Source organism: Prosthecobacter sp. (assembly GCF_044226605.1).
Taxonomy (GTDB): Bacteria; Verrucomicrobiota; Verrucomicrobiia; order Verrucomicrobiales; family Verrucomicrobiaceae; genus Prosthecobacter.
On sequence record NZ_JBGAGS010000008.1, the window covers coordinates 254,562 to 274,135 of the forward strand.

Below are 19,574 nucleotides of genomic sequence, written 5' to 3' on the forward strand. Positions count from 1 at the left end.
GACCATGGGGGGACGCGCTGGGGGCGGCGCATGCTGGCGAGGGCGAATGGCTTACCACTCACCCTACACCTTTGACTTCGTCTATCTCCGATGCGCTAAGGTTCCCCGGAGATAATTTTGCCCCTTGTTGGTGAGCTAGGGGCGGGGAGAGGGAGAATCGCGTTTGCCGCCATCGATTTATTGCCTCCTTATTAAAGGCATTATGCGGTCATGCGGCCCATGACGGCATCGTCGACGGGTTTGCAGGAGCGGTAGCCTTCGCCGTGTTCGGGGAGATCGGTGAGGAAGGTGGCGCGGGATTCGGCGGTGTGGAAATCGAGGCCGATGAGGGCACGGCCGATGCGTTCGCCGGACTGGCGGTAGTTGAAGTAGCAGAGGCTGGCGCGATCGCGGATGAGGCGGGAGAGGAAGTCGTGCAGAGCGCCGGAGCGCTCGTAGAAATCGAGGCGCAGGAAGAGGGGATGGGTGAGGAGATCGCCGCGGAGCGGGATGGCGCGGAAGGCGACATCGACTGCGCCGGTGAGGTCTTCCCAGCGATAGCCGCCGGCTTCGAGTCGTGCGGGGAGAGCGGCGAGCTTTTCGGCGTTTTCGGCAGTGACGGTGAAGACGGGCCAGGCTTCGTCGGCGCGATGCAGGCCGTACTGGAAGTCGGCGATGTTGAGACCTTCGAAGCAGGAATCCAGCAGGGCGAGCATGGCACCGGGGCGCTCGGGGATGCAGACGCGGAGGGCGCGTGAGGCGGTATTGCCGGAGCCTTCGGACTGGGCGATGAGGCCGAGCTGGAGGAAGTCGATGTTGGCGCCGGTGATGACGATGAGTACTTTTTTGCCGGCGAGTGCGGCGCGGTTTTTCAACACGGCGGCAAGGCCCATGGCACCTGATGGCTCGGAGACGCAGCGCAGGGTCTCCCACAGAACGCGAATGGCGGCGCTGACTTCGGCATTGGTGATGGTCTCCACGCGATCGATGCTCTGCTGGCAGATGCCGAAGGGAAGCGTGCCGGCTTTGCGAACGGCGGTGCCGTCGCAGAAGATGTCGAGGTCGTGGAGTTCGACTGGCTTTTCGGCAGCGAGTGCGGCTTTCATGGAGGCTTGGCCGGTGCCTTCGACGCCGACGGCTTCCATGTTTGGCCAGTAGGTTTTAAGCCAGCAGGAGACGGCGGAGGCCATGCCGCCGCCGCCGATTTGGAGATAGGCGGCATCGAAGGGGCCGTGGCCGGAGAGCACGACTTCGTCGGCAAGGGTCCCCTGCCCTGCCATGACTTTGAGATCATCGTAAGCGTGCACGTAAGTCGCGCCGCTGCTGCGTTCGTCTTCGCGAGCGGCGGTGACGGCTTCATCGTAGCTGTCGCCTGCGAGCATGATGCGGACGAATTCGCCGCCGTGGTGGAGCACGGCATTTTGCTTCACTTTGGGCGTGGAGCGCGGCATGTAGATGCGGGCCTGGATGCCGAGGGTTTTTGCGGCGAGGGCGACGCCCTGAGCGTGATTGCCAGCGGAGGCAGTGACGACGCCCTGCGCGCGCTGCTGCGGGGTGAGCTCGGTCATGGCATTGCAGGCGCCGCGCCATTTGTAGCATTTCACCGGGGAGAGGTCTTCGCGTTTGACCCAGATTTCAGGAGCGGGCTCGGAGCCGGGGAGGATGAGGCGCTCGATGGGCGTGGGCTGGCCGAAGCGGTACACGCGCTCGCGGGCAAAGAGGATTTCCTGGCGCAGGCGGCGGTCGAGAGGGAGGTTTTCGCGTTCCATTCGTGGCGTGATACATCCGCGCCGGGGGTGGGACGGCAAGAGGTTTTGGTGATTGGACGGCTTGGTTTACAGAGCCGGATTCCGGCTAAAGCCGGTACTACAATACGGCACTGGATTGGTCGATGTCTTTGGAGCTTGAGAAGATTATTCAGCCAAAGCTTGGCTGATGCGCGGGCCTGTGGGGAGTTGGGGAGTGCTGAACGACAGACAAGGAGTGTCTGTCGTACTTCAGGACATCAGTGAGCGGCTTTCTTCTTGGGGGCGGAATGTTTCCACTCGAGGATCTGGCCGTCTAGTTCGAGGCGAGTTTTGAGCTTGGTGTAATCGACCTGCTGAACGGGGAGTTTGTCGTCGATGGCGAGGGAGGCGGCGGTGGCGGCGCTTTGGCTGGTGCACATGAGGACGGGCTCCATGCGGATGCTGCTGAAGGCGGTGTGGCTGGCGCTGAGGGCGAAGGTGACGAGGAGATTGTCGCACTCGGTTTGCTTTGGGACGATGGATGCGTAGCCGATGCCGTAGGGTGGTGCGCCATCGCGGCCCCCTGCGGTTTTGCCTTCGCGGGTGACGACGCCGTCTTTGACAATGCGGCGGATTTCATGCGTGTCTGTGCCATAACTGCCAAGGCTCATGGGGTGCGGTGCGATGGTGCGTCCGAAGGTGTGGTGCTCGGTCAGAACGAGGTCGCTGACCATGCGGCGGGCCTCGCGGACGTAGATCTGGTGGGGCCAGCCGCCGTTGTCGGTGAATTCATCCTTGGGCAGGCCGAAGCGCTGCATGTCTTTGCGCACACGCTCCGGCACGCGTGGATCGGTGGCGAGGAAGTGGAGGAGGCCGCGATGGTAGTTTTCATGCTCTTTTCCGATCTTCTCGCGCTGGGCATAGGAGGCCTCGGGCCATGCGTGGGAGGCACCGGGGAGATTGCCGCCGAAGGTGGCGGTGTTGAAGTCCCACTTGTCATTGGGCAGGGCATCGTGCTTGGAGAACCAGCGGAGGTCCATGGCATCGCCATTGGCAATGCATGCCTCGATGAAGCGAACGACAATCTCGTAGCGCTTCGGATCGTAGTCAGACGGCGGCGTGATGGGAATCATGTTGGCCGGATTGGTGGTGAGGCAGAGGCGGTAGCAGTAGGCCTGCACGCCGGGGGCGGGCTCGCCAGGGGTGCCTGGATCGCCGGCCTGGATGAGGGGAAGAAGTCCGCTCTTTGGGTCGCCCTTCACCACGTAGGGATCGAGCGGGAAATCGCGATCCCACACGCCCTGGCCGCCTTTGAGACGCCCTGTTTCTCCAGGCTGCTCGTAATGAGTGTGCGGCATGAATCTTTCCACGTAATGGATGCCATTGTAGGTCTCGCCATACCTGGCATTCCCCTCGCGCATGAGGGTGTAGGACACGCCGGCCTTGGCCATGAGATCGCCTTCGTAGGTGGTGTCGATGAAGACTTTGGCGCGGAAGGAGGTGCCGTCCTCGGTGGTGAACTCGGTGATGTGAGCGCCGTCTTTTTTGACGGAGGCGAGACGAGCTTTGAGATGCACCTTCACATCAGCAGCGCGGGCCATGTCATTAAAGACCTGCTCGGCCTTGTGCGGCTCGATGGCATAAGCACCACCCGTGGCGGGACCGCCGCCTTTGCTTTCAAAAGCTTTGTCCCAGGCGAGGGTGACGCCCACGGTGGCGGCGAGCTTCGTGAAGTATTCACGTGCGATGCCGCCGACGGAGCGGGGATCGCCAATGTCCACGGCGCTGAGACCGCCGCTGGTCATGCCGCCGAGGTGTTTGCCAGGCTCGGCAATGACCACTGTTTTGCCCATGCGAGCGGCCTGCACGGCGGCAGCCACGCCGCCGCTGGTGCCGCCATACACGCAGACGTCTGACTCCACCACGGCGGCGGTGGCCAGAGATGAGCAAAGAGCAAGAGCTAAGAGGAAAGGCTTCATGGGTTGTCTGAAACCAGACGCAGGAGCGGCGCGCTCCTTGCTGGTCAAGAAGCCTGACCAGTGGCGAGATCGACGAAGATGACTGCGAGCGGCTCACCGGACTTCAGCGTGACTTCGAGGCTGTTTTTACCTTCATGCAAAAGCTTCGCAGGAATGAGCCAGGCGCGGAGTTCGTCCGGCTTGGCGAGCATGGAAGGATAGGGCACAGCGAAGGGCTCGGAGACATCGCTGGTCGGAGATATTGCCTCTCCATTGAAAGTGGCTGTCCATTCTCCTGCGCCGAGTGATTTGTCTGCCTGGATCCGAACGCGCGCGCCTTGTTTCCAACCGCCCGAAGGCGCGGCGAGATCGAAATTGAACTTGGCGGCTTTGCCAGCTTCGATTTTACGCGGTACCGGCAGGGGCTTCATGCCGGGAGCGCGCCAACCCTGGGCGATGAACCAGTGCTGCGGTTCTTGCGCGAGCGTCTTTGGATCGCGCAGAGCTTTGAGCGCCTCGAATGGAGGCTCGCCGAAAACGCCTCGGCCCTCGCCCTGGCCGTGCTGGCGGTAGTAGGCGAAATTGAAGAGGCTGATGCCATCCGCACCGCGTGCATAGGCGAGGTGCGCGGAGGTGTGCAGGTGCTCGCGTGTGGCGCGGCGGAAGGGGAAGACATCGTAACCTTTCAGGAGCTTGTCGCCTTTCCAGATAGTGTGGCAGAGCTCAAAATAGAGCGTGGCGCCCTGTGTCTGCGCGCGGATGGCGGCTAGGTCGTGCTGCTGGGTGGTGAAGTAGTGCTCGGAGGCATTGACCATGTCGAGGCCGGCTGCGACGAGGGCTTTCAGGTCGAGGCCGAGGACATCGAGCGCGGGAAGATGGCAGGGCACGCGGGCGCAGAGCAAGCGGTGTTTGCCATTGCGGGCGGTTTGATCAAGCAGAGCACGGACCTCGGAAACGAAGCCGGTCATGATGGCGCGGCGCTGATCGAGCGGTGTTTCTTCAACGCGGAAGTAGCTGTAGAAGCGGAGGAAATCGAGCTCAAGGCCGTCGAGATCGTAGTTTTCGCAGAGTTCGCGGATGAGGGCGAATTTTTGCGCGCGCACCTCGGGGATGGCCCAGTTTTGCACCAGGTCGGCTCCGCGCAGAGATCCTGGTATGATGCGGTATTCAGGGTGCTCGACGTAATGTCTTGTCACGCTCATGCCGATGCTGCCGCCGGGTTTGTCGCCGGGCTTGGGATCGGCGAACTCCTTGTGGTGCGCATCGTTCATGCGGAAGGAGATGAAGGCGGCCTGCTGGCGCTGATGGCAGCGATCAATGAAGGTCTGAACGATGTCGCCGCCATTGAGAACGAACTGCCCGAAGGGATCGGGCTTCTGGCCGTAGCGCTGCTTGATCCAGGCGTAGTGCTCTGCAAGTGGAAGGACTTTGCTGGGCCACATGGGCACCATGCCAAGCCCGGGCTGCAGAAGGTGCGCGTCCACGAGGCCTGCGACTTCGTCCACAGTGGCTTCGAGCATTTCTTTGCGGAAGGGCTCTCGCTCCTTGTGGAAGGGGCTGATGCAGGAGCTGATGTTGGTGGTGTCGTTGCTGTAAAGCACGCGCGGCGGAGTGCGCGATGAGTCGGCCGCGCGCGCGAGCCATGGCAGAGTGGCGGCGGTTTTGATGAAGTGACGGCGCGTGGTTCCTGACTGATTCATTGGGCGGTAAATGTGAAGCGGCTCACGGGTTGTTTGAGGGTGCAGCCGGCCAGATGGATTTCAATTCGTGGACGATGAGCTTGCTCACCTGTGCGGGACCACCTTTGACGGTGAGGGAGAGGGTGTGATTGGAGGGATTGGGGAAGAAGTCGCGGGCGTGATTGACTTCGCCGTGATTGCCAAAGAGTTCGATGCTGGTGATATCCAGCAATATGCGCAGGATGAGTTTGCCGTTCTGGGGCTTGAGCGAAAGCATGGCGAACTCGCGATCGCGCCCGGTGATTCTGAGACGCTGCTCTTTCACGTCGTAGAAGATGGGATCGCCACGGAGATTGAAGGTGATCTGCTGGGCGCTTTGCAGTTCGACTTCGAGTTCGATGTCCAGCAGGTCGCCGGAAATGCCTTCGAGCGCGTTTTCGCCGGGACTTAGAGGACGCGGCTTCACCTCGCGTGTCTTTTTGTAAAGCTGGGAAATCTCATCCACAGGCTCACTGAAAAGGCGAGGGCCTTCGGGTGTGGTGCGGAGCGTGAGTTCGCGAGGGAAGCTCATCTGCTGATTGAAGGGCATGCCGGGCCAGCTTTTGGGACCGTCCTTGCCGGTGCTCATCCAGCCAAGATGGACGCGGCGGCCATTGGGTGCATCATTGAAACTTTGCGCGCCGTAGAAGTTGCCCCCCCAGTTGGTGCGGATGGGATCAGTTTCGGCGGTGAACTTGTGGCCGTCAAAGGTGCCCACGATGTAGTCGCCACTGCCTTTTTGGAAGATCCACTTCGTGCGGGCCGGGTCGCCATCCACATTGAGAGGATACATGTCCGGGCACTCCCAGAACCAGGAGCCGGGGCCGAGTTCCTGGATGAGTTTCCATGATTTTAAATCAGGTGAACGGAAGATGCCATAGGTAGCGTGCTCGCGGTCCTTGTTATCGCGAGAGAGAGACAGTGCCATGATCCAGGCCTGGCTCGGCCCGTGGTAAAACACTTTGGGATCGCGGTCTTTGGTGGCTGGTGTGACGAGGAGAGGATTGCCCTCGTAGAATTCGAAAGTTTTGCCGGCGTCATTGCTAAAGGCCAGGCACTGATTGATGCGGTCTTCAGCGGGGGCATGAGAATGCTCGGAATAAAAGAACAGAAGAGGCGGGTGCTCGCCACGCTGCAGGCCGGAATGATCCTTCCAGTCCACCATGCCGGAGCCTGAGGCGGCGACACCATTTCCATCATCGATCTGAATGGCCTCCGGGAGGCGCTGCCAGTGGAGGAGATCATTGCTCTTCGCGTGGCCCCAGGTGATGCCGCTGCGGTCCGGAGGACGGTGCTGATGAAACAGATGCCACACGCCCTGGTCATAGACGAGGCCATTGGCATCATTGAGCCAGCCAGTGAGCGTGGTGTAATGATACTGGGGACGCAAGGATTCGTAACCGAGAATGCTCGCATCCACGGGCAAGCCTTTGGCGGTGTCGCTTTGAGCGAAGCTGTCCACGGCGATGCTGCCCTGGATGGATTGATCATTCACGCGGATCTGTGCGGTCTTGCCCTTGAGATCGCTCACGTCCCAGGTGCGCCAGAGCATGGACTTTGTGGGATCTTTGATCTCAGTGGCGCCCGCGGCACGCACGACTTTGCCATCGATGATCAATTCGACGCCAAGCCGTGATGGCAGATCGCGTGCGCCAGCGACCAGGTAATTGATGTATGAGCGCTCCAGTTTGAATGCGGGAGACTGCAGGGTGCCGGTGCTTTTAGGTGCATCGTCTCCGCGGGCCTGGATGCCACTGCCATCCAAGCTTCCGATCTTCAGATCGCCGTTGGGCTCAAGTGCTGCCGACGTTGACTTCGGGGCTTCGGCTTTCTTCACCGCCGATGCCTTGCGCTTCGCTCCCTCGTGCAATTGCTTCGCCATAGCCTCGAGCGTTTTGGCGTTTGCGGGGTCTTTGACGAGATTGTGATTCTCCTGCGGATCGGTGCGTTCGTCGTAGAGTTCGGTGCCGACGATTTCATCTTTTTCGTTGGTCCATTCGGTGTAGCGCCAGCGGTCGGTGCGGACAGAGCGGCCCATGAATTTTTCTTTACCGGGACGGAGGTACTGGCTGAAAGCGGCGCGTTTGCCCTTCTGCGCTGGATCGGCGAGCAGAGGGACGAAGCTGGTGCCTTCGAGGTGCGAGGGCTGCCCGAGGCCGCAAAGTTCGGAAAGGGTGGGATAGATGTCCACAAACTCCACCAGTGCCTTCGTGCGCTGGCCAGGCTTGTGCCCAGGCGCGCTGACAATGAGAGGCGCGCGCGTGCACAGCTCAAAGTTGGTCATCTTGGTGAAGACGTTGTTTTCGCCGAGGTGGTAGCCGTGGTCACCGAGAAGCACGACTACGGTGTTTTCGCGCAGGCCGAGGCGGTCGAGTTCGCCAAGCACGCGGCCGATTTGTGCATCGACGAAAGTCGTGCAGGCACGGTAGCCGCGGATGAGATTGAGCGCCATTTCGTCGGGGATGCCGCCTGCGGGCGGCACAGTGCCGTAGGAGCGGAGTTCATACCAGTTGTGCAATGCCTGAGCGGGCACATCTGCATTCACCTTGTAGTTGTCCGGCAGTTTGATGGTGTCGGCGGGATACATGTCCCAATACTTCTGCGGGCAGTTGAAGGGCAGATGGGGCTTGTGAAAGCCGACGCCGAGGAAGAAGGGTTTTTTCTCTTCTTTCAGCCGTTGCAACGTTTCGATGGCCTTGGCCGCCGTCATGGCGTCGCCGTAAACTTCATCCGGTTCATCGGCGGCTTCGAAGGGAGGGCCGCGCACGAGCTTGGGCCGCTTGTCCGGAGGAAGTTTTTTGATGGCCTTCAGCTTGTCCTGCGTCTCTTTCACAAACCATCCCGGGTCTGGCACGCCATGGTACCAGGACGGCTCGCTCCAGGACAGCGGATCATCGCCAGGCTCGCGCTCGCTGTGATGGAATATTTTGCCGAGCGAGACGGACTGCCATCCGTTGTTTTTGAAGTGCTGAGGCAGTGTGACGATGTCCGGCAGCTGCGGGCGGAGGAAGTGCTGGTTGTCGAGAACGCCGGTGGTGTCCGGGCGCACACCGCCAAGCAGGCTGGAGCGTGAAGGATTGCAGACGGAGACCTGGCAGTAGGCACGCTCAAAGAGGGTGCCGCTTGCCGCGAGTTTGTCGATGTTTGGCGAATGGATATGCTTTGCGCCGTAGCAGCCAATTTCCGCACGCAGATCATCCGCCATGATGAAGAGCACATTGAGCTGCTGAGCGCTCTTTGCGGGTGATCCTGTTTTCTTGCCAAGCGCATTCACGAAACTATCGCGGACCTGGTCCTCTTTGTTCAAGATGGGCTGGGGATTTTCAACGCGGCCGAGAGGGCGTACGCCGGGGCCTGCCTCGTTGAGGCCGAGATCATCTTTTGCGGCGTCCACGAGGGCGAGAAGGCGCTTCATCTCTTCGGGATGCGCAGCCGCCACGTTCTTCGATTCGCTGATGTCGGATGCCAGATGGTAGAGCTGGTTTTCACCCGCCTTTGTTTTGGGTGCACCATCAGCAGCGGAGGCCAGCCTGAGTTTCCAGGGGCCGGAGCGAACGCCTTCGAGCTTCATGCCGCGATAGTAATAGAAGGCTTCATGCGGGGATTCGGCGCCCGAAGTACCTGCGAAGAGAGGCCAGATATCAGCACCGTCGATCTTTCGATCTGCAGGCAATTTGCCGCCTGCCAGTTTCGCCAGAGTGGGCAGAACATCGAACATGCCGGTGATCTCATCGCAGCTCGTGCCTGCGGGAATTTTTCCCGGCCACCAGGCGATGGTTGGCACACGCATGCCGCCCTCCCAGGTGGTGGTCTTGAAGCCACGCAGAGGAGTATTGTCTGAGTGCTGTGTGCCGCCATTGTCGGAGGTGAAGAGCACGAATGTTTTTTGCTCGAGCTTCAGCTCACGCAGGGCATCGAGCACCTGACCGACGGCCCAATCCACCTCTTCCACCCAGTCGTGATAATGTCCGTGAGGTGATCTGCCCGCGAAGGCCTTGCCGGGATAGAGCGGGCCATGCACGGCGGTGTGGGGCAGGTAGAGGAAGAAGGGCTTTGCCTTGTTCTCCTGGATGAATTTCACGGCGGCTTCGGTGTAGCGCTGCACGATGCCCTGCTGCTCGTCCTCTCTCATTCGCGCGATGACCTTGTCATTCTCCAGCAGCGGAAGGGGCGGCTGGCGTGCGCCATCGTGAATGCCGACCTCATCATCCTTTGGGGCGTTTCCGGTCTTCGGCTCACGCCGTTTGTCACCGAGACTGCTTTTTGATCCGTCTTCGGGAGGCCCCATGTCGTTGGAATAGGGAATACCGAGGTAGTAGTCGAAGCCCTGCCGCGTTGGCAGAAACTCGGGCTGATCTCCAAGGTGCCATTTGCCGATGCATGCGGTGGCATAGCCAGCGTCCTTGAGGATTTCCGCCACGGTGACCTCCTGCGGGTTCAGGCCGGTGGCAGAAACCGGAAACAGCACGCCGCCGATCGGAAGCGCTCGCTTCGGGTAGCAGCCGGTCATAAGCGCCGCGCGTGATGGTGAACACACCGGCGCCGCGTAAAAGCACGTGAGCTTCCGCCCCTCGGCGGCCATGCGGTCGAGATTGGGAGTGCGGTTGAGCTTTGAGCCGAAGGGGCCGATGTCTGCGTAGCCGAGGTCGTCGATATTGATGACGATGAAGTTCGGCTGCTCGCCTGCCTGGAGCAGGGTCAGCGAAAGCAGAAGAAGGACGAGACTTTGAAGAAGCGGTTTCATGGGAGTTTTTCGGCTGCTTTCTTTTTGCCCCTGGCGGGTTTCCCTTCGGCTTCGCGCATCCTTTGCACTTTGGACTTGTAGCCTTCGGAGAGATTGGTCTGCGTGGAGCGGAGGTGCAGCAGCATGCCTTCGCGCATCTGGTTCAGCCGGGTGAGATGGGCGGGATCGGAAGCGAGGTTGGTCATCTCATGGGCATCTGTGTCGAGGTCGAAAAGGAACTCTCCTTTTTCCTCCACCCACCATTTCCAGCGGCCATCCGTGGCCATAATGTTCAGCGGAGCGCGGGTGCCGATCTCGCTGATGGCCAGCTTGCGCACGGTTTCTTTTTTACCTGAGGCCACGGGCAGCAGGGAGACGGCCTGCCGGCGTGGCGAAACGGTGCCGCCGATGGCTTCGACGATGGTGGGGTAAACATCAAACATCTGCACGGGTGCCTTGGAATGCCCGGCCTTCACCTGCCCCGGCCAGCGAACCACCAGCGGCACACGGGCGGACTCCTCATACATGCGGCCTTTCGTGATCATGCCATGGGCTCCCATCATTTCGCCGTGATCCGCGGTGAAGCAGACCAGCGTGTGGTCCCAGGTGCCGCGCTTTTGAAAAGACTCGACCACGCGGCCGATGCAGTCGTCCGCGAGCGAAATTTTGCCGAGGTAGTTGGCCAGCATCTCGCGTGTTTCGGGATGGCCGATGGTGCGCATCTCGCGGCGAAAGCTCTCCGGCACGTTCGGGGGCAGCGTGAGTTTTCCAACTTCATACATGGTGGCATATTCGCCGGGCGCATCGAGCGGCGGATGGGGCGAATGCAGGCTGAGCACCACGCAGAGCGGCTTGTCCGCAGGCTGCTTGCTAACGAAGCCGGCGGCTTCGCGGCTCACAAACACATCGTGGTAATGCTCCGGAGGCACGAGGCTGGCCTTCGGCTGAAACTCCCATTTCACATAGCGGTCGTGCATTTCTTCAGCCACTTGCTCGATCAGGCCGAGCTTGCGCAGATACTCGGCGTAGGGGTTGCGCTCGGTGACGGAATCCACCGGGCCGGAGACATCAAAGACATAGTCAAGGCCGAGGGCGCGATGGTAGTCCTCGATCTTCGTAAACCCTTCCCGCACACTGGGCCCGGAGGTCCAGTGGGTCTTCCCGATTTGCGCGGTGGTGTAGCCGACTGACTGAATGTCGCGAAACATCGTGGCCTCTTCCGGTGGCGTGAAATAATTCAGCGCATTGCCCCAGATGCCGTGGCCGCCATTGTGCGGATACAAGCCGGTAAGCAAAGAGACGCGCGCAGGCATGCACACAGGTGATGTGGTGTAGCAGCGGTCGAAGACCATGCCTTCAGCGGCGATTTTGTCCAAATGCGGCGTGCGCACCTGCGGATTTTCCCAGCTCAGGTAGCGCGGACTCCACTGGTCCACCAGGATGACGAGGACGTCGGGCTTTCGTGCGAGGGGGGCGCTCCTTGCCGGAATCAGCATGAGCAGGAGCAGAATCAAACAAAGGCATTTCATAAGGGGGTAAAAAGGGCCGGCCCTTTAACGAAGTTCCTCCATCTCTCTCGCCACAAAATACCGCTCAGGCAGATGCACTTTACTGCCATTCGTCCGTACGAAACGGCGAGGCGGGCAGATTGGCGGCATTGACGAGATTGCCCTTTGGCATTCCGGCAAAGCTGTAATGCACCGCCTTGGGTTCGGCGACTTTGTCATTCCAGACGATGACCTTGCCGTCTGCAATTTTGGCACTCGCCCAGACGAATTTACCATCGGCACCGGCAATGGCGAAGCCTTCGAGATCGCCTGCTTTTGCTTTCAAGCCATCCGCATAATCGAAGGAGAGAGTCATCCTGCCGCCATCGACGGCTGCCGTTTTGAACAACGGGCCGGTGGGCAGCGCGATCGCTTTTTGATACACGTCATGCAGCACGATGGTGGAAAGGCGCCCGGCGTAGTCTGACTTGTTGGTGGGGTGGCCGTTCACCTCACCACCGAGATCCATGGTGATGGCCATGCTGGTGTGCGGCACGCTGAGCACGCGGCGCTGGCCATCGCGCACGGCCACGCCCCAGCCCTTCGGCTCGGTGGGAAGTTTCTGCACGCCTTTGACACAAGGAAGCTGCACATAGGCAAAATGAAATTCATCGTGCCAGTGCGCACGCCAGTCAGCGATGAGCGTGCGGAGCTGAGTGCCATACAAAGGACTGAAGGGACCGGCGGCATTGCGCTCGCCCTGATACCAGATGACACCGCGAATGGTGTAAGGGACCAGCGGTGCGATCATGCTGCTGAACAAACCGCCGGGCTTCATCACGGCGATGTTCTTGAAGGGCAGCGGCGCCTTCGGTGCTGCCTGCCTGGCTTTCAAAGCGGCGGCACGAACCTTCAGCCAGGCGGCTTTGTCTTCGAGAAACTTCTTCTCAGCGCCCGCGGGATCAAAACCTTCCAAGCGCTTCTTCCAGTCTTCGAGAAGCGGCTGAAATTCCGGCACGGCCTGCTGCGCGGAGACGCTGGTCCACGCCTCGATGGGTGTGCCACCGACGGCTGAGGTGAGAATGCCGACGGGCTGCTTGAGCTCCGCGAGGAGATCGCGTGCGAAGAAATAACCCATGGCCGAAAAGTCGCCGACGGTCTCGGGTGAACACACGCGCCAGGAGCCGGGGCGGTCGCTGGCGGGTTTGTCATCGGGCACTGGCAGCTGGTAGATTTCAAACGGTGCATCATGCACAAACACACGGATCTCAGGATGCTTTGCCGCCGCCATTTCTGCATCCGCATTATCCACAAGGCCATGCATCTTGTCCTTGATGCGCATCTCCATGTTTGACTGGCCGGACCCCAGCCACACTTCGCCAACGAGCACGTCTTTGACGATCTTGTCGTTGATGTGCAGATCGGCCGGGCTTGCGCTCGGCGCGAGAGAATCTAGGCGCAGATGCCAGGCGCCTCTTTCGTCTGCCTTCGTGGTTTTTTTCTGGCCTGCGAATCCGATGGAGATTTCTTCACCTGCATCCGCCCAGCCCCAGAGGGAGGCTGGTTTGCCGGCCTGAAAAACCATGTGGTCCGAAATGACGGCGGGCAGGCGCACGCCACCCAGGAGAGAAGAGGCAGACAGGAGCAACGATGCGATGACGGTGGGAGTCTTCATGGTGTTGCGGGATGATGACGTGAATGGCCGCGGCATGTTTCTGGTAAAAGCGGCTGACCAGCCAGAAGCTGCACCTGCCCTGCCAGCATGCGTGGTCCGGCGGCGTATGTGGTATCTTCATGAAATCCGCCCTCCGCCTTTTCACCTGCCTTCTGCTGCTTGCCAGCGTCTCCCTCCATGCCGAAACCAAGGCACCGGCCGTGGTCATTCCGACGCACACACGGCAGAATGATGTGGTCTATGGCCGCAAGTTTGGTTTTGCGCTGACACTGGATGTGATCACACCCGAGAAGCCAAACGGGTATGGCATTGTGTACATGGTGAGCGGTGGATGGGTTTCAGGCTATTCGGCAAACACACCGCCGTTCTATGCTCCCTTTCTGGAGCGTGGCTACACCGTCTTTTCGGTCCGCCATGCCTGCCAGCCCAAGTTCATCATTCCCGAGATCACGCAAGACATCCACCGCGCTGTGAGGTTCATCCGGCACAATGCGGCCAAGTTTAACGTGAACCCGGACAAACTCGGCATCAGCGGTGGCAGCGCCGGCGGTCACCTCTCGCTGACGATGGCGGTGCATGGCGGGCCGGGAGATCCGCAGGCGAAGGATGCGATCGACCGCGAGAGCAGTGCCATCCAGGCAGTGGCCTGCCTGTATCCGCCAACGGATTTTCTCAACTACGGCAAGCCGGGCGAGGATGCGGTGGGAGTGGGCACCCTGAAAAATTACAAAGGTGCCTTCGGTGCGGAAGCCGACACTCCGGAGGGCCGCCAGCGTCTGGGCAGGGAGGTCTCGCCGATTTACTACGTGACCGCCAAACTGCCGCCGACTTTCATCATTCACGGCGACCAGGATTTTCTGGTGCCGATCCAGCAGTCCGAGACCTTTGTGGCCAAGGCGAAGGAGGCAGGTGCGACCGCGCAACTGGTGGTGAAACCAGGCGCAGCCCACGGCTGGACGGATCGCCAGCCGGACTACGCCCAGTTTGCGGAGTGGTTTGATGTCTATCTGCGCGGACTCAAGAAATAGCCCTCACTTCGTCGGGAACGGATTGCGCTCTTCGAAGCCGGCCTGGTGCCAGTAGGGGTAGATCTTCGGCTTGTCGCTGGCAGCATCCAGTTTGGCCACCTGCTCCTTGGTGAGGTTCCAGCCGACGGCGCCAAGGTTTTGACGAAGCTGCTCTTCATTGCGCGCGCCAATGATGAGGGTGGAGACGGTGGGGCGCTGGAGAAGCCAGTTCAATGCGACCTGCGGGACGGTCTTGCCAGTTTCAGCAGCGACTTCATCGAGAGCGTCCACGACTTTGAAGAGGTATTCGTCCTCCACCTGCGGCCCTGCGGAGGAGCTGAGCTTTTGCGAGAGGCGGCCGCTTTCCGGCTTCGGCTGGCTGCGGCGGATCTTTCCGGTGAGGCGGCCCCAGCCGAGCGGACTCCAGACGACGGCGCCGACTTTTTGATCGACACCGAGGGGCATGAGCTCCCACTCGTATTCGCGGCCAACGAGTGAGTAGTAGGTCTGATTGGCCACGTATTTGGTGAGGCCAAACTTGTCGGCATGGGCGAGTGATTTCATGAGGTGCCAGCCGGAGAAATTGGACACGCCGAGGTAGCGGATTTTTCCGGCGCGCACAAGGTCGTCCAGAGTGCCGACGACTTCCTCCACGGGCGTCATGGCATCGAAGCCGTGAAGCTGGTAGAGATCGATGTAGTCGGTGCCGAGGCGCTTGAGGCTGGCGTCCACGGAGCGAATGAGATGCCAGCGGGAGGATCCGACGTTGTTGGGGCCATCGCCAAAGCGGAAAGTACCCTTGGTGGAGATGAGGACCTGATCGCGCCGGCCTTTGATGGCCTGGCCGAGGATTTCTTCCGCGAGGCCGTTCGAGTAGATGTCAGCCGAATCAAACATGTTGAGGCCGTTTTCAAGGCAGATGTCGATGAGGCGGGAGGCTTCCGCGACATCGGACGCGCCCCATTCTTTGAAGAATTCCGTGCCGCCGCCGAAGGTGCCGGTGCCGAGTGTGAGCGCGGGAACTTTGAAGCCGGAGCCGCCGAGTTGTCTGTATTCCATAAGAGTTTGTGAGGTGGGTTGTTGAGAGAGTGAATGAAGCTAGGAATTGAAATGCCGCAGGCTTTTAAAAACCTCCGCAGCGATTTCAAAGGAGTGCAGCCTTGCATGCTGATCGTGGATGTGCGCGGTGGCGATGATTTCATCAGCGCCGGTGTCATTGAGCAGCACCTCGATTTGCCGCCTGAAACTGTCTGGCCCGCCAACGGCGGAGCAGCGTGTCATGCGCGCCACGTGCGCGGCCTCCACGGGACTCCAGATTTCGTCAATGTCGCCCACAGGTGGCGGGAGCTGGCGGGGCGAGCCGCGAATGAGATTGAGAAAGACCTGCTGCAGGGAAGTGAAGAGACGCGTTGCCTCGGCATCGGTATCAGCGGCAATCACATTCACACCGATCATCACATGCGGCTCCTGCAAAACTGCGGAAGGACGAAACTGAGTGCGGTAAATGTCCAGCGCCTGGTGCAGCAGCTCGGGTGCAAAGTGAGACGCAAAGGCAAAGGGCAGGCCCATCTCTGCCGCCAGAGTGGCGCTGAAGGTACTGCTGCCAAGGAGGTAGAGGGGGACGTGAAGCCCCTGCCCCGGCACGGCATGCACTCGCTGGCCGTGCGAGGGTGCGCCGAGGTAGCTCTGCAACTCCTGAACATCTGCCGGAAAGGTATCGCCACTGCTGCCGAGACCACGACGCAATGCGCGCGCGGTGAGCTGATCTCCGCCCGGAGCGCGACCAAGGCCGAGATCAATGCGACCGGGATACAGCGACTCCAGCGTGCCGAATTGTTCTGCAATGACGAGCGGTGCGTGATTGGGCAGCATGATGCCGCCAGAGCCAACGCGGATGGTGGAGGTGCCGCCGGCGATGTGGCCGATGACCACCGACGTGGCCGCGCTGGCCACGCCGGGGATGTTGTGGTGCTCGGCCACCCAATAGCGATGGTAGCCCCACTTCTCCGCATGCCGCGCGAGATTCAGCGAATGCTGAAAGGACTGCGCGGCAGTCTCGCCCTGCAAGATCGGCGACAGGTCGAGTACAGAGTAGAGGAGCGGCTTCATAACGCAGGGTAATCGGTGTAGCCCTTGGCGCCGTCCGCATAAAACGTGGCCGGGTCAGGCGCATTGAGCGCGGCGTTTTGAGCAAAACGTTTGGGCAGGTCGGGATTGGCCAGGAACGGCACCCCGAAGGCGACGGCATCGGCATCACCGGCGGCGAGAATGGCATTGCCGGATTCCAGGGTGAATTTTTCATTGGCCACATACACGCCACCGAAAGCCTTCTTCAGCGCAGGGCCGATGCTGTTCGGAGCCTGATGTTCGCGCGCAGCGATGAAGGCAATATTGCGACGGCCCAGTTCACGCGCGACGTAGCCAAAGGTCTCCAGAGGATTGGCATCGCCCATGTCATGCGCATCGCCGCGCGGAGCGAGGTGCATGCCCACGCGATCAGCACCCCACACGGAGATCACGGCATCGGTCACCTCAAGCATGAGGCGGGCGCGATTTTCCACGGAGCCGCCGTATTCATCAGTCCGCTGATTGGTCTTGGTTTGCAGGAACTGGTCGAGCAAATAACCGTTGGCACCGTGAATTTCCACGCCGTCAAATCCGGCGAGCTTGGCGTTTTCCGCACCTTTGCGGAATGCTTCCACGATGCCGGGGATCTCGGAGAGCTCCAGAGCACGGGGAGTGACGAAGGATTTCTCCGGGCCCACCAGGCTCACGTGGCCTGCGGCGGCGATGGCACTCGGAGCCACCGGCAAAGCACCGTCCAGGAACAGCGGGTCTGAAATGCGCCCCACATGCCAGAGCTGAAGAAAGATGCGGCCGCCGGCCTCGTGCACGGCCTGTGTGACGAGCCGCCAGCCAGCCACCTGCTCCTCCGACCAGATGCCGGGGGTGTTGGCATAACCAACTCCCATGGGCGTCACCGAGGTGGCTTCGGTGAGGATGAGACCGGCGCTTGAACGCTGGCGGTAGTACTCGGCCATGAGGGCATTGGGCACACGCTGCTGGCCGGCACGGGCACGGGTGAGCGGGGCGAGAAAGATGCGATTGGGCAGGGTCAGAGGGCCGAGCTGCAGGGAGTCAAAGAGAGTTGGCATGGGAGTTTAGTTCTATTGTTCACAAATACGGAACAATAGAATGATTGAACTGCAAGTGAAATTAATGTATCATTCCCGCATCAGACCTCTTTACCATCCTCCAGCCGACAGCATCACCGTCGCAGGCATCCTCCATGCCCTGTCAGATCCCGTGCGCCTCGGCATCGTCGCCGAACTGCGCAAAGCGGAGGAGGGTCTGAACTGTGTGGAGACCACGGGCCGCCTGAAGTGCAGCATGCCAAAGTCCACCTGCTCCCAGCACTACCGCATTTTGCGCGAGTCCGGCATCATCTACAGCGAGCGGCGCGGCGTGGAAATGACAAGCAAGGTGCGGCGCAAGGAGCTGGAGAGCCGCTTTCCCGGACTGCTGGACTCCATTTTGAAAGCGTGGAAGCGCGAACATGGGGAATAGCCTCCGTCTCTAAAGAAAAGGCTCCCCCCCATGGCAGCGTGAATATTGCGAAACTGGTCGTGCAGTGCGCCTCTGCCGTCGTATAAACCGCCTTTTTCCCAGAAGCACTGGCTGGCATGCAGAGTGCTTTTGTTCTGCAAACCCTCAGCTTCCAATCTCAAACCGCATCAGCGCACCATGTACGTCGGCAAAGAATTTCGTTTGATCATTCTCTGGCATTTCGCACGTCGAAATTTCATCGAGTCCCTTCTCATCAGCACGCTCGCAGTTGTCCTCTACCGTTTCGCGGGAATGCGCTGGATCGCCATTCCCTTCCTGCCCGTCGGCACCATCGGCACAGCAGTGGCGTTCTTCGTCGGCTTCAAGAACAACCAGGCCTTTGACCGCCTGTGGGAGGCCCGGCGCCTTTGGGGTGGCATCACCAATGCCTCCCGCAGTTTCGTCGCCCACCTGAAGGCCAGTCTTCCCGACTCCGACGAAGTACGCGAGGCCGCCTACCGCCACCTAGCTTTCATCAACATCCTCCGCCTGCAGCTCCGCCGCACCATTCCCTGGGCCACCAGCAAGCAAAACCTCCACAAGACCTTCGCCGGAGAGCGCCATGAGCTGGAGGAGTTTGGCAAAGGCTTGGAGCGCATCCTCGCAGAGCACGGCAAGCTGCTTTACATCAACCGCCTCAAAAGCCTCAACAATCCCGCCTGCATGCTGCTCAAGGTCCATGCCGAGCACCTGGCCCAGCTCAAGCGCGAAGGCGCGCTCGATCCCTTCGAGCACATCGAGCTCATGCGCCTCGTCACAGAGTTCCACAATCTCCAGGGCGGCTGCGAGCGCATCAAGTCCACCCCGCTCTTCCGCCAGTACAGCATCGCCAGCCACATCTTCGTGCACATCTTCATCCTGCTGCTCCCGTTTGGCCTGCTGAAAGATCTCAGCGCCGTCGTCGGCGGGCCCGGTGTCTGGCTCACCATTCCTTTTTCGGTCCTCATCTCCTGGGTTTTCTACACCATGGAGCAGACCGGCGAGTTTAGCGAAAACCCGTTCGACAACGCCGTCAACGACACCCCCATCTCCACCATCTGCCGCAACATCGAGATCGATGTCCGCGAGATCCTCGGCGAAGACAAGCTGCCGCCAAAGCTGCAACCCGAAAACGACGTCCTTCTCTGAGAGCCCTGGCCGTCTTTCACAGCGCCCGGCGCTGGTTCTTCGAAAAAAATCGCAGGCAGCATGTCGGCGCGGGACACTCATGCCGGGCCGCGGATTCTCCTGTCTTCGCCAGTTTGCACGAGACGTTGCTTGACCGCCCGCCGCTTTGGCGGGACTAAATTCTCACCGCCGTGGACCTCAAACTCATCAACCGCGAAATCCTTCTCTCCTTCTGGAAGGTGCATGTGCTGCACCATGCAGCGGAAGGGGAGGTCATCGGCCAGTGGATGCTGAAGGAGCTCCGCCATCACGGCTACGATGTCAGCCCGGGCACGCTCTATCCGCTGCTCAAGCGCATGGAGAAAAACGGCTGGCTCATTTCCAAGGCGGACGCCTCCCGCGGCCCCAAGGCGCCCCGTGCCTACACCATCACCAGGGAAGGCCGCGCTGTCCTCAAGATCGTGCGCAAGCAGCTCCGCGAGCTGGGCGTCGAAGTTGGAAAATCCTGACCTGCGCCGCCGAAATTTGCCCTCACAGGCAATTCTATTTTTCGCAGAAAAAAGCTTGTCTGCCATTCGTTTACGGTG

At 60.5% G+C, this 19,574-nt stretch carries 13 protein-coding genes; 4 read left to right on the forward strand and 9 right to left on the reverse strand.

Annotated elements, in window-relative coordinates; translation table 11 throughout:
- Positions 1 to 200: 200 nt before the first annotated feature.
- From ACILSO_RS13040 to ACILSO_RS13065, 6 genes are all read right to left on the reverse strand, one after another.
- The gene (locus ACILSO_RS13040; RefSeq protein ID WP_395737854.1) at positions 201 to 1,748 is read right to left on the reverse strand and encodes a pyridoxal-phosphate dependent enzyme; all 1,548 of its coding nucleotides are present in this window, start codon (positions 1,746 to 1,748) and stop codon (positions 201 to 203) included.
- A 236-nt stretch (positions 1,749 to 1,984) separates the two neighbouring features.
- The gene (locus tag ACILSO_RS13045; protein ID WP_395737855.1) at positions 1,985 to 3,685 is read right to left on the reverse strand and encodes an FAD-dependent oxidoreductase; all 1,701 of its coding nucleotides are present in this window, start codon (positions 3,683 to 3,685) and stop codon (positions 1,985 to 1,987) included.
- A 44-nt stretch (positions 3,686 to 3,729) separates the two neighbouring features.
- Positions 3,730 to 5,364 (reverse strand): hypothetical protein, encoded by a 1,635-nt coding sequence (locus ACILSO_RS13050; protein ID WP_395737856.1) that lies wholly within the window; start codon positions 5,362 to 5,364, stop codon positions 3,730 to 3,732.
- Between the two features lie 22 nt (positions 5,365 to 5,386).
- The gene (locus tag ACILSO_RS13055; RefSeq protein ID WP_395737857.1) at positions 5,387 to 10,126 is read right to left on the reverse strand and encodes a sulfatase-like hydrolase/transferase; all 4,740 of its coding nucleotides are present in this window, start codon (positions 10,124 to 10,126) and stop codon (positions 5,387 to 5,389) included.
- The gene (locus tag ACILSO_RS13060) at positions 10,123 to 11,634 is read right to left on the reverse strand and encodes a sulfatase (RefSeq protein WP_395737858.1); all 1,512 of its coding nucleotides are present in this window, start codon (positions 11,632 to 11,634) and stop codon (positions 10,123 to 10,125) included. Before ACILSO_RS13060 ends, ACILSO_RS13055 begins: the two co-directional genes overlap by 4 nt.
- Before the next feature lie 79 nt (positions 11,635 to 11,713).
- Positions 11,714 to 13,267 carry a sialate O-acetylesterase gene (locus tag ACILSO_RS13065; RefSeq protein WP_395737859.1) on the reverse strand — a complete coding sequence of 518 codons (1,554 nt, stop codon included), beginning with the start codon at positions 13,265 to 13,267 and terminating at the stop codon, positions 11,714 to 11,716.
- 119 nt (positions 13,268 to 13,386) lie between these two features.
- On the opposite strand from ACILSO_RS13065, the gene ACILSO_RS13070 reads away from it, so the two are divergent.
- Positions 13,387 to 14,295 (forward strand): alpha/beta hydrolase fold domain-containing protein, encoded by a 909-nt coding sequence (locus ACILSO_RS13070; protein WP_395737860.1) that lies wholly within the window; start codon positions 13,387 to 13,389, stop codon positions 14,293 to 14,295.
- Positions 14,296 to 14,298: 3 nt separating this feature from the next.
- Here the strand turns inward: ACILSO_RS13070 and ACILSO_RS13075 are convergent, their stop codons facing one another.
- Genes ACILSO_RS13075 through ACILSO_RS13085 form a run of 3 tightly spaced genes read right to left on the reverse strand, consistent with a single transcriptional unit; the run spans position 14,299 to position 17,429 of the window.
- Positions 14,299 to 15,333, reverse strand: coding sequence for an aldo/keto reductase (locus ACILSO_RS13075; RefSeq protein ID WP_395737861.1), 1,035 nt, complete (start codon positions 15,331 to 15,333; stop codon positions 14,299 to 14,301).
- Between the two features lie 39 nt (positions 15,334 to 15,372).
- Positions 15,373 to 16,383, reverse strand: a complete 1,011-nt coding sequence (locus tag ACILSO_RS13080; RefSeq protein WP_395737862.1) for an LLM class flavin-dependent oxidoreductase — start codon at positions 16,381 to 16,383, stop codon at positions 15,373 to 15,375.
- Positions 16,380 to 17,429 (reverse strand): alkene reductase, encoded by a 1,050-nt coding sequence (locus ACILSO_RS13085; protein ID WP_395737863.1) that lies wholly within the window; start codon positions 17,427 to 17,429, stop codon positions 16,380 to 16,382. Before ACILSO_RS13085 ends, ACILSO_RS13080 begins: the two co-directional genes overlap by 4 nt.
- Before the next feature lie 64 nt (positions 17,430 to 17,493).
- Between ACILSO_RS13085 and ACILSO_RS13090 the strand changes: the two genes are divergently transcribed.
- The 3 genes from ACILSO_RS13090 (at position 17,494) to ACILSO_RS13100 (ending at position 19,496) form a co-directional block, all read left to right on the forward strand.
- A complete protein-coding gene (locus tag ACILSO_RS13090; RefSeq protein ID WP_395737864.1) occupies positions 17,494 to 17,841 on the forward strand; it encodes an ArsR/SmtB family transcription factor in 348 nt (115 codons plus the stop codon).
- A 177-nt stretch (positions 17,842 to 18,018) separates the two neighbouring features.
- Entirely contained in the window at positions 18,019 to 19,008 is a 990-nt protein-coding gene (locus tag ACILSO_RS13095) for a bestrophin family protein (RefSeq protein WP_395737865.1), read from the forward strand.
- A gap of 170 nt (positions 19,009 to 19,178) precedes the next feature.
- A complete protein-coding gene (locus ACILSO_RS13100; RefSeq protein ID WP_395737866.1) occupies positions 19,179 to 19,496 on the forward strand; it encodes a PadR family transcriptional regulator in 318 nt (105 codons plus the stop codon).
- The last annotated feature ends 78 nt before the right edge of the window (positions 19,497 to 19,574 follow it).

Coding starts and splice junctions, on each gene's coding strand:
- ACILSO_RS13050 (WP_395737856.1), bottom strand. CDS start 5,364: ATGAATCAGTCAGGAACCACGCGCCGTCACTTCATCAAAACCGCCGCC.
- ACILSO_RS13065 (WP_395737859.1), bottom strand. CDS start 13,267: ATGAAGACTCCCACCGTCATCGCATCGTTGCTCCTGTCTGCCTCTTCT.
- ACILSO_RS13085 (WP_395737863.1), bottom strand. CDS start 17,429: ATGCCAACTCTCTTTGACTCCCTGCAGCTCGGCCCTCTGACCCTGCCC.
- ACILSO_RS13060 (WP_395737858.1), bottom strand. CDS start 11,634: ATGAAATGCCTTTGTTTGATTCTGCTCCTGCTCATGCTGATTCCGGCA.
- ACILSO_RS13095 (WP_395737865.1), top strand. CDS start 18,019: ATGTACGTCGGCAAAGAATTTCGTTTGATCATTCTCTGGCATTTCGCA.
- ACILSO_RS13075 (WP_395737861.1), bottom strand. CDS start 15,333: ATGGAATACAGACAACTCGGCGGCTCCGGCTTCAAAGTTCCCGCGCTC.
- ACILSO_RS13040 (WP_395737854.1), bottom strand. CDS start 1,748: ATGGAACGCGAAAACCTCCCTCTCGACCGCCGCCTGCGCCAGGAAATC.
- ACILSO_RS13070 (WP_395737860.1), top strand. CDS start 13,387: ATGAAATCCGCCCTCCGCCTTTTCACCTGCCTTCTGCTGCTTGCCAGC.
- ACILSO_RS13090 (WP_395737864.1), top strand. CDS start 17,494: ATGTATCATTCCCGCATCAGACCTCTTTACCATCCTCCAGCCGACAGC.
- ACILSO_RS13080 (WP_395737862.1), bottom strand. CDS start 16,383: ATGAAGCCGCTCCTCTACTCTGTACTCGACCTGTCGCCGATCTTGCAG.
- ACILSO_RS13045 (WP_395737855.1), bottom strand. CDS start 3,685: ATGAAGCCTTTCCTCTTAGCTCTTGCTCTTTGCTCATCTCTGGCCACC.
- ACILSO_RS13055 (WP_395737857.1), bottom strand. CDS start 10,126: ATGAAACCGCTTCTTCAAAGTCTCGTCCTTCTTCTGCTTTCGCTGACC.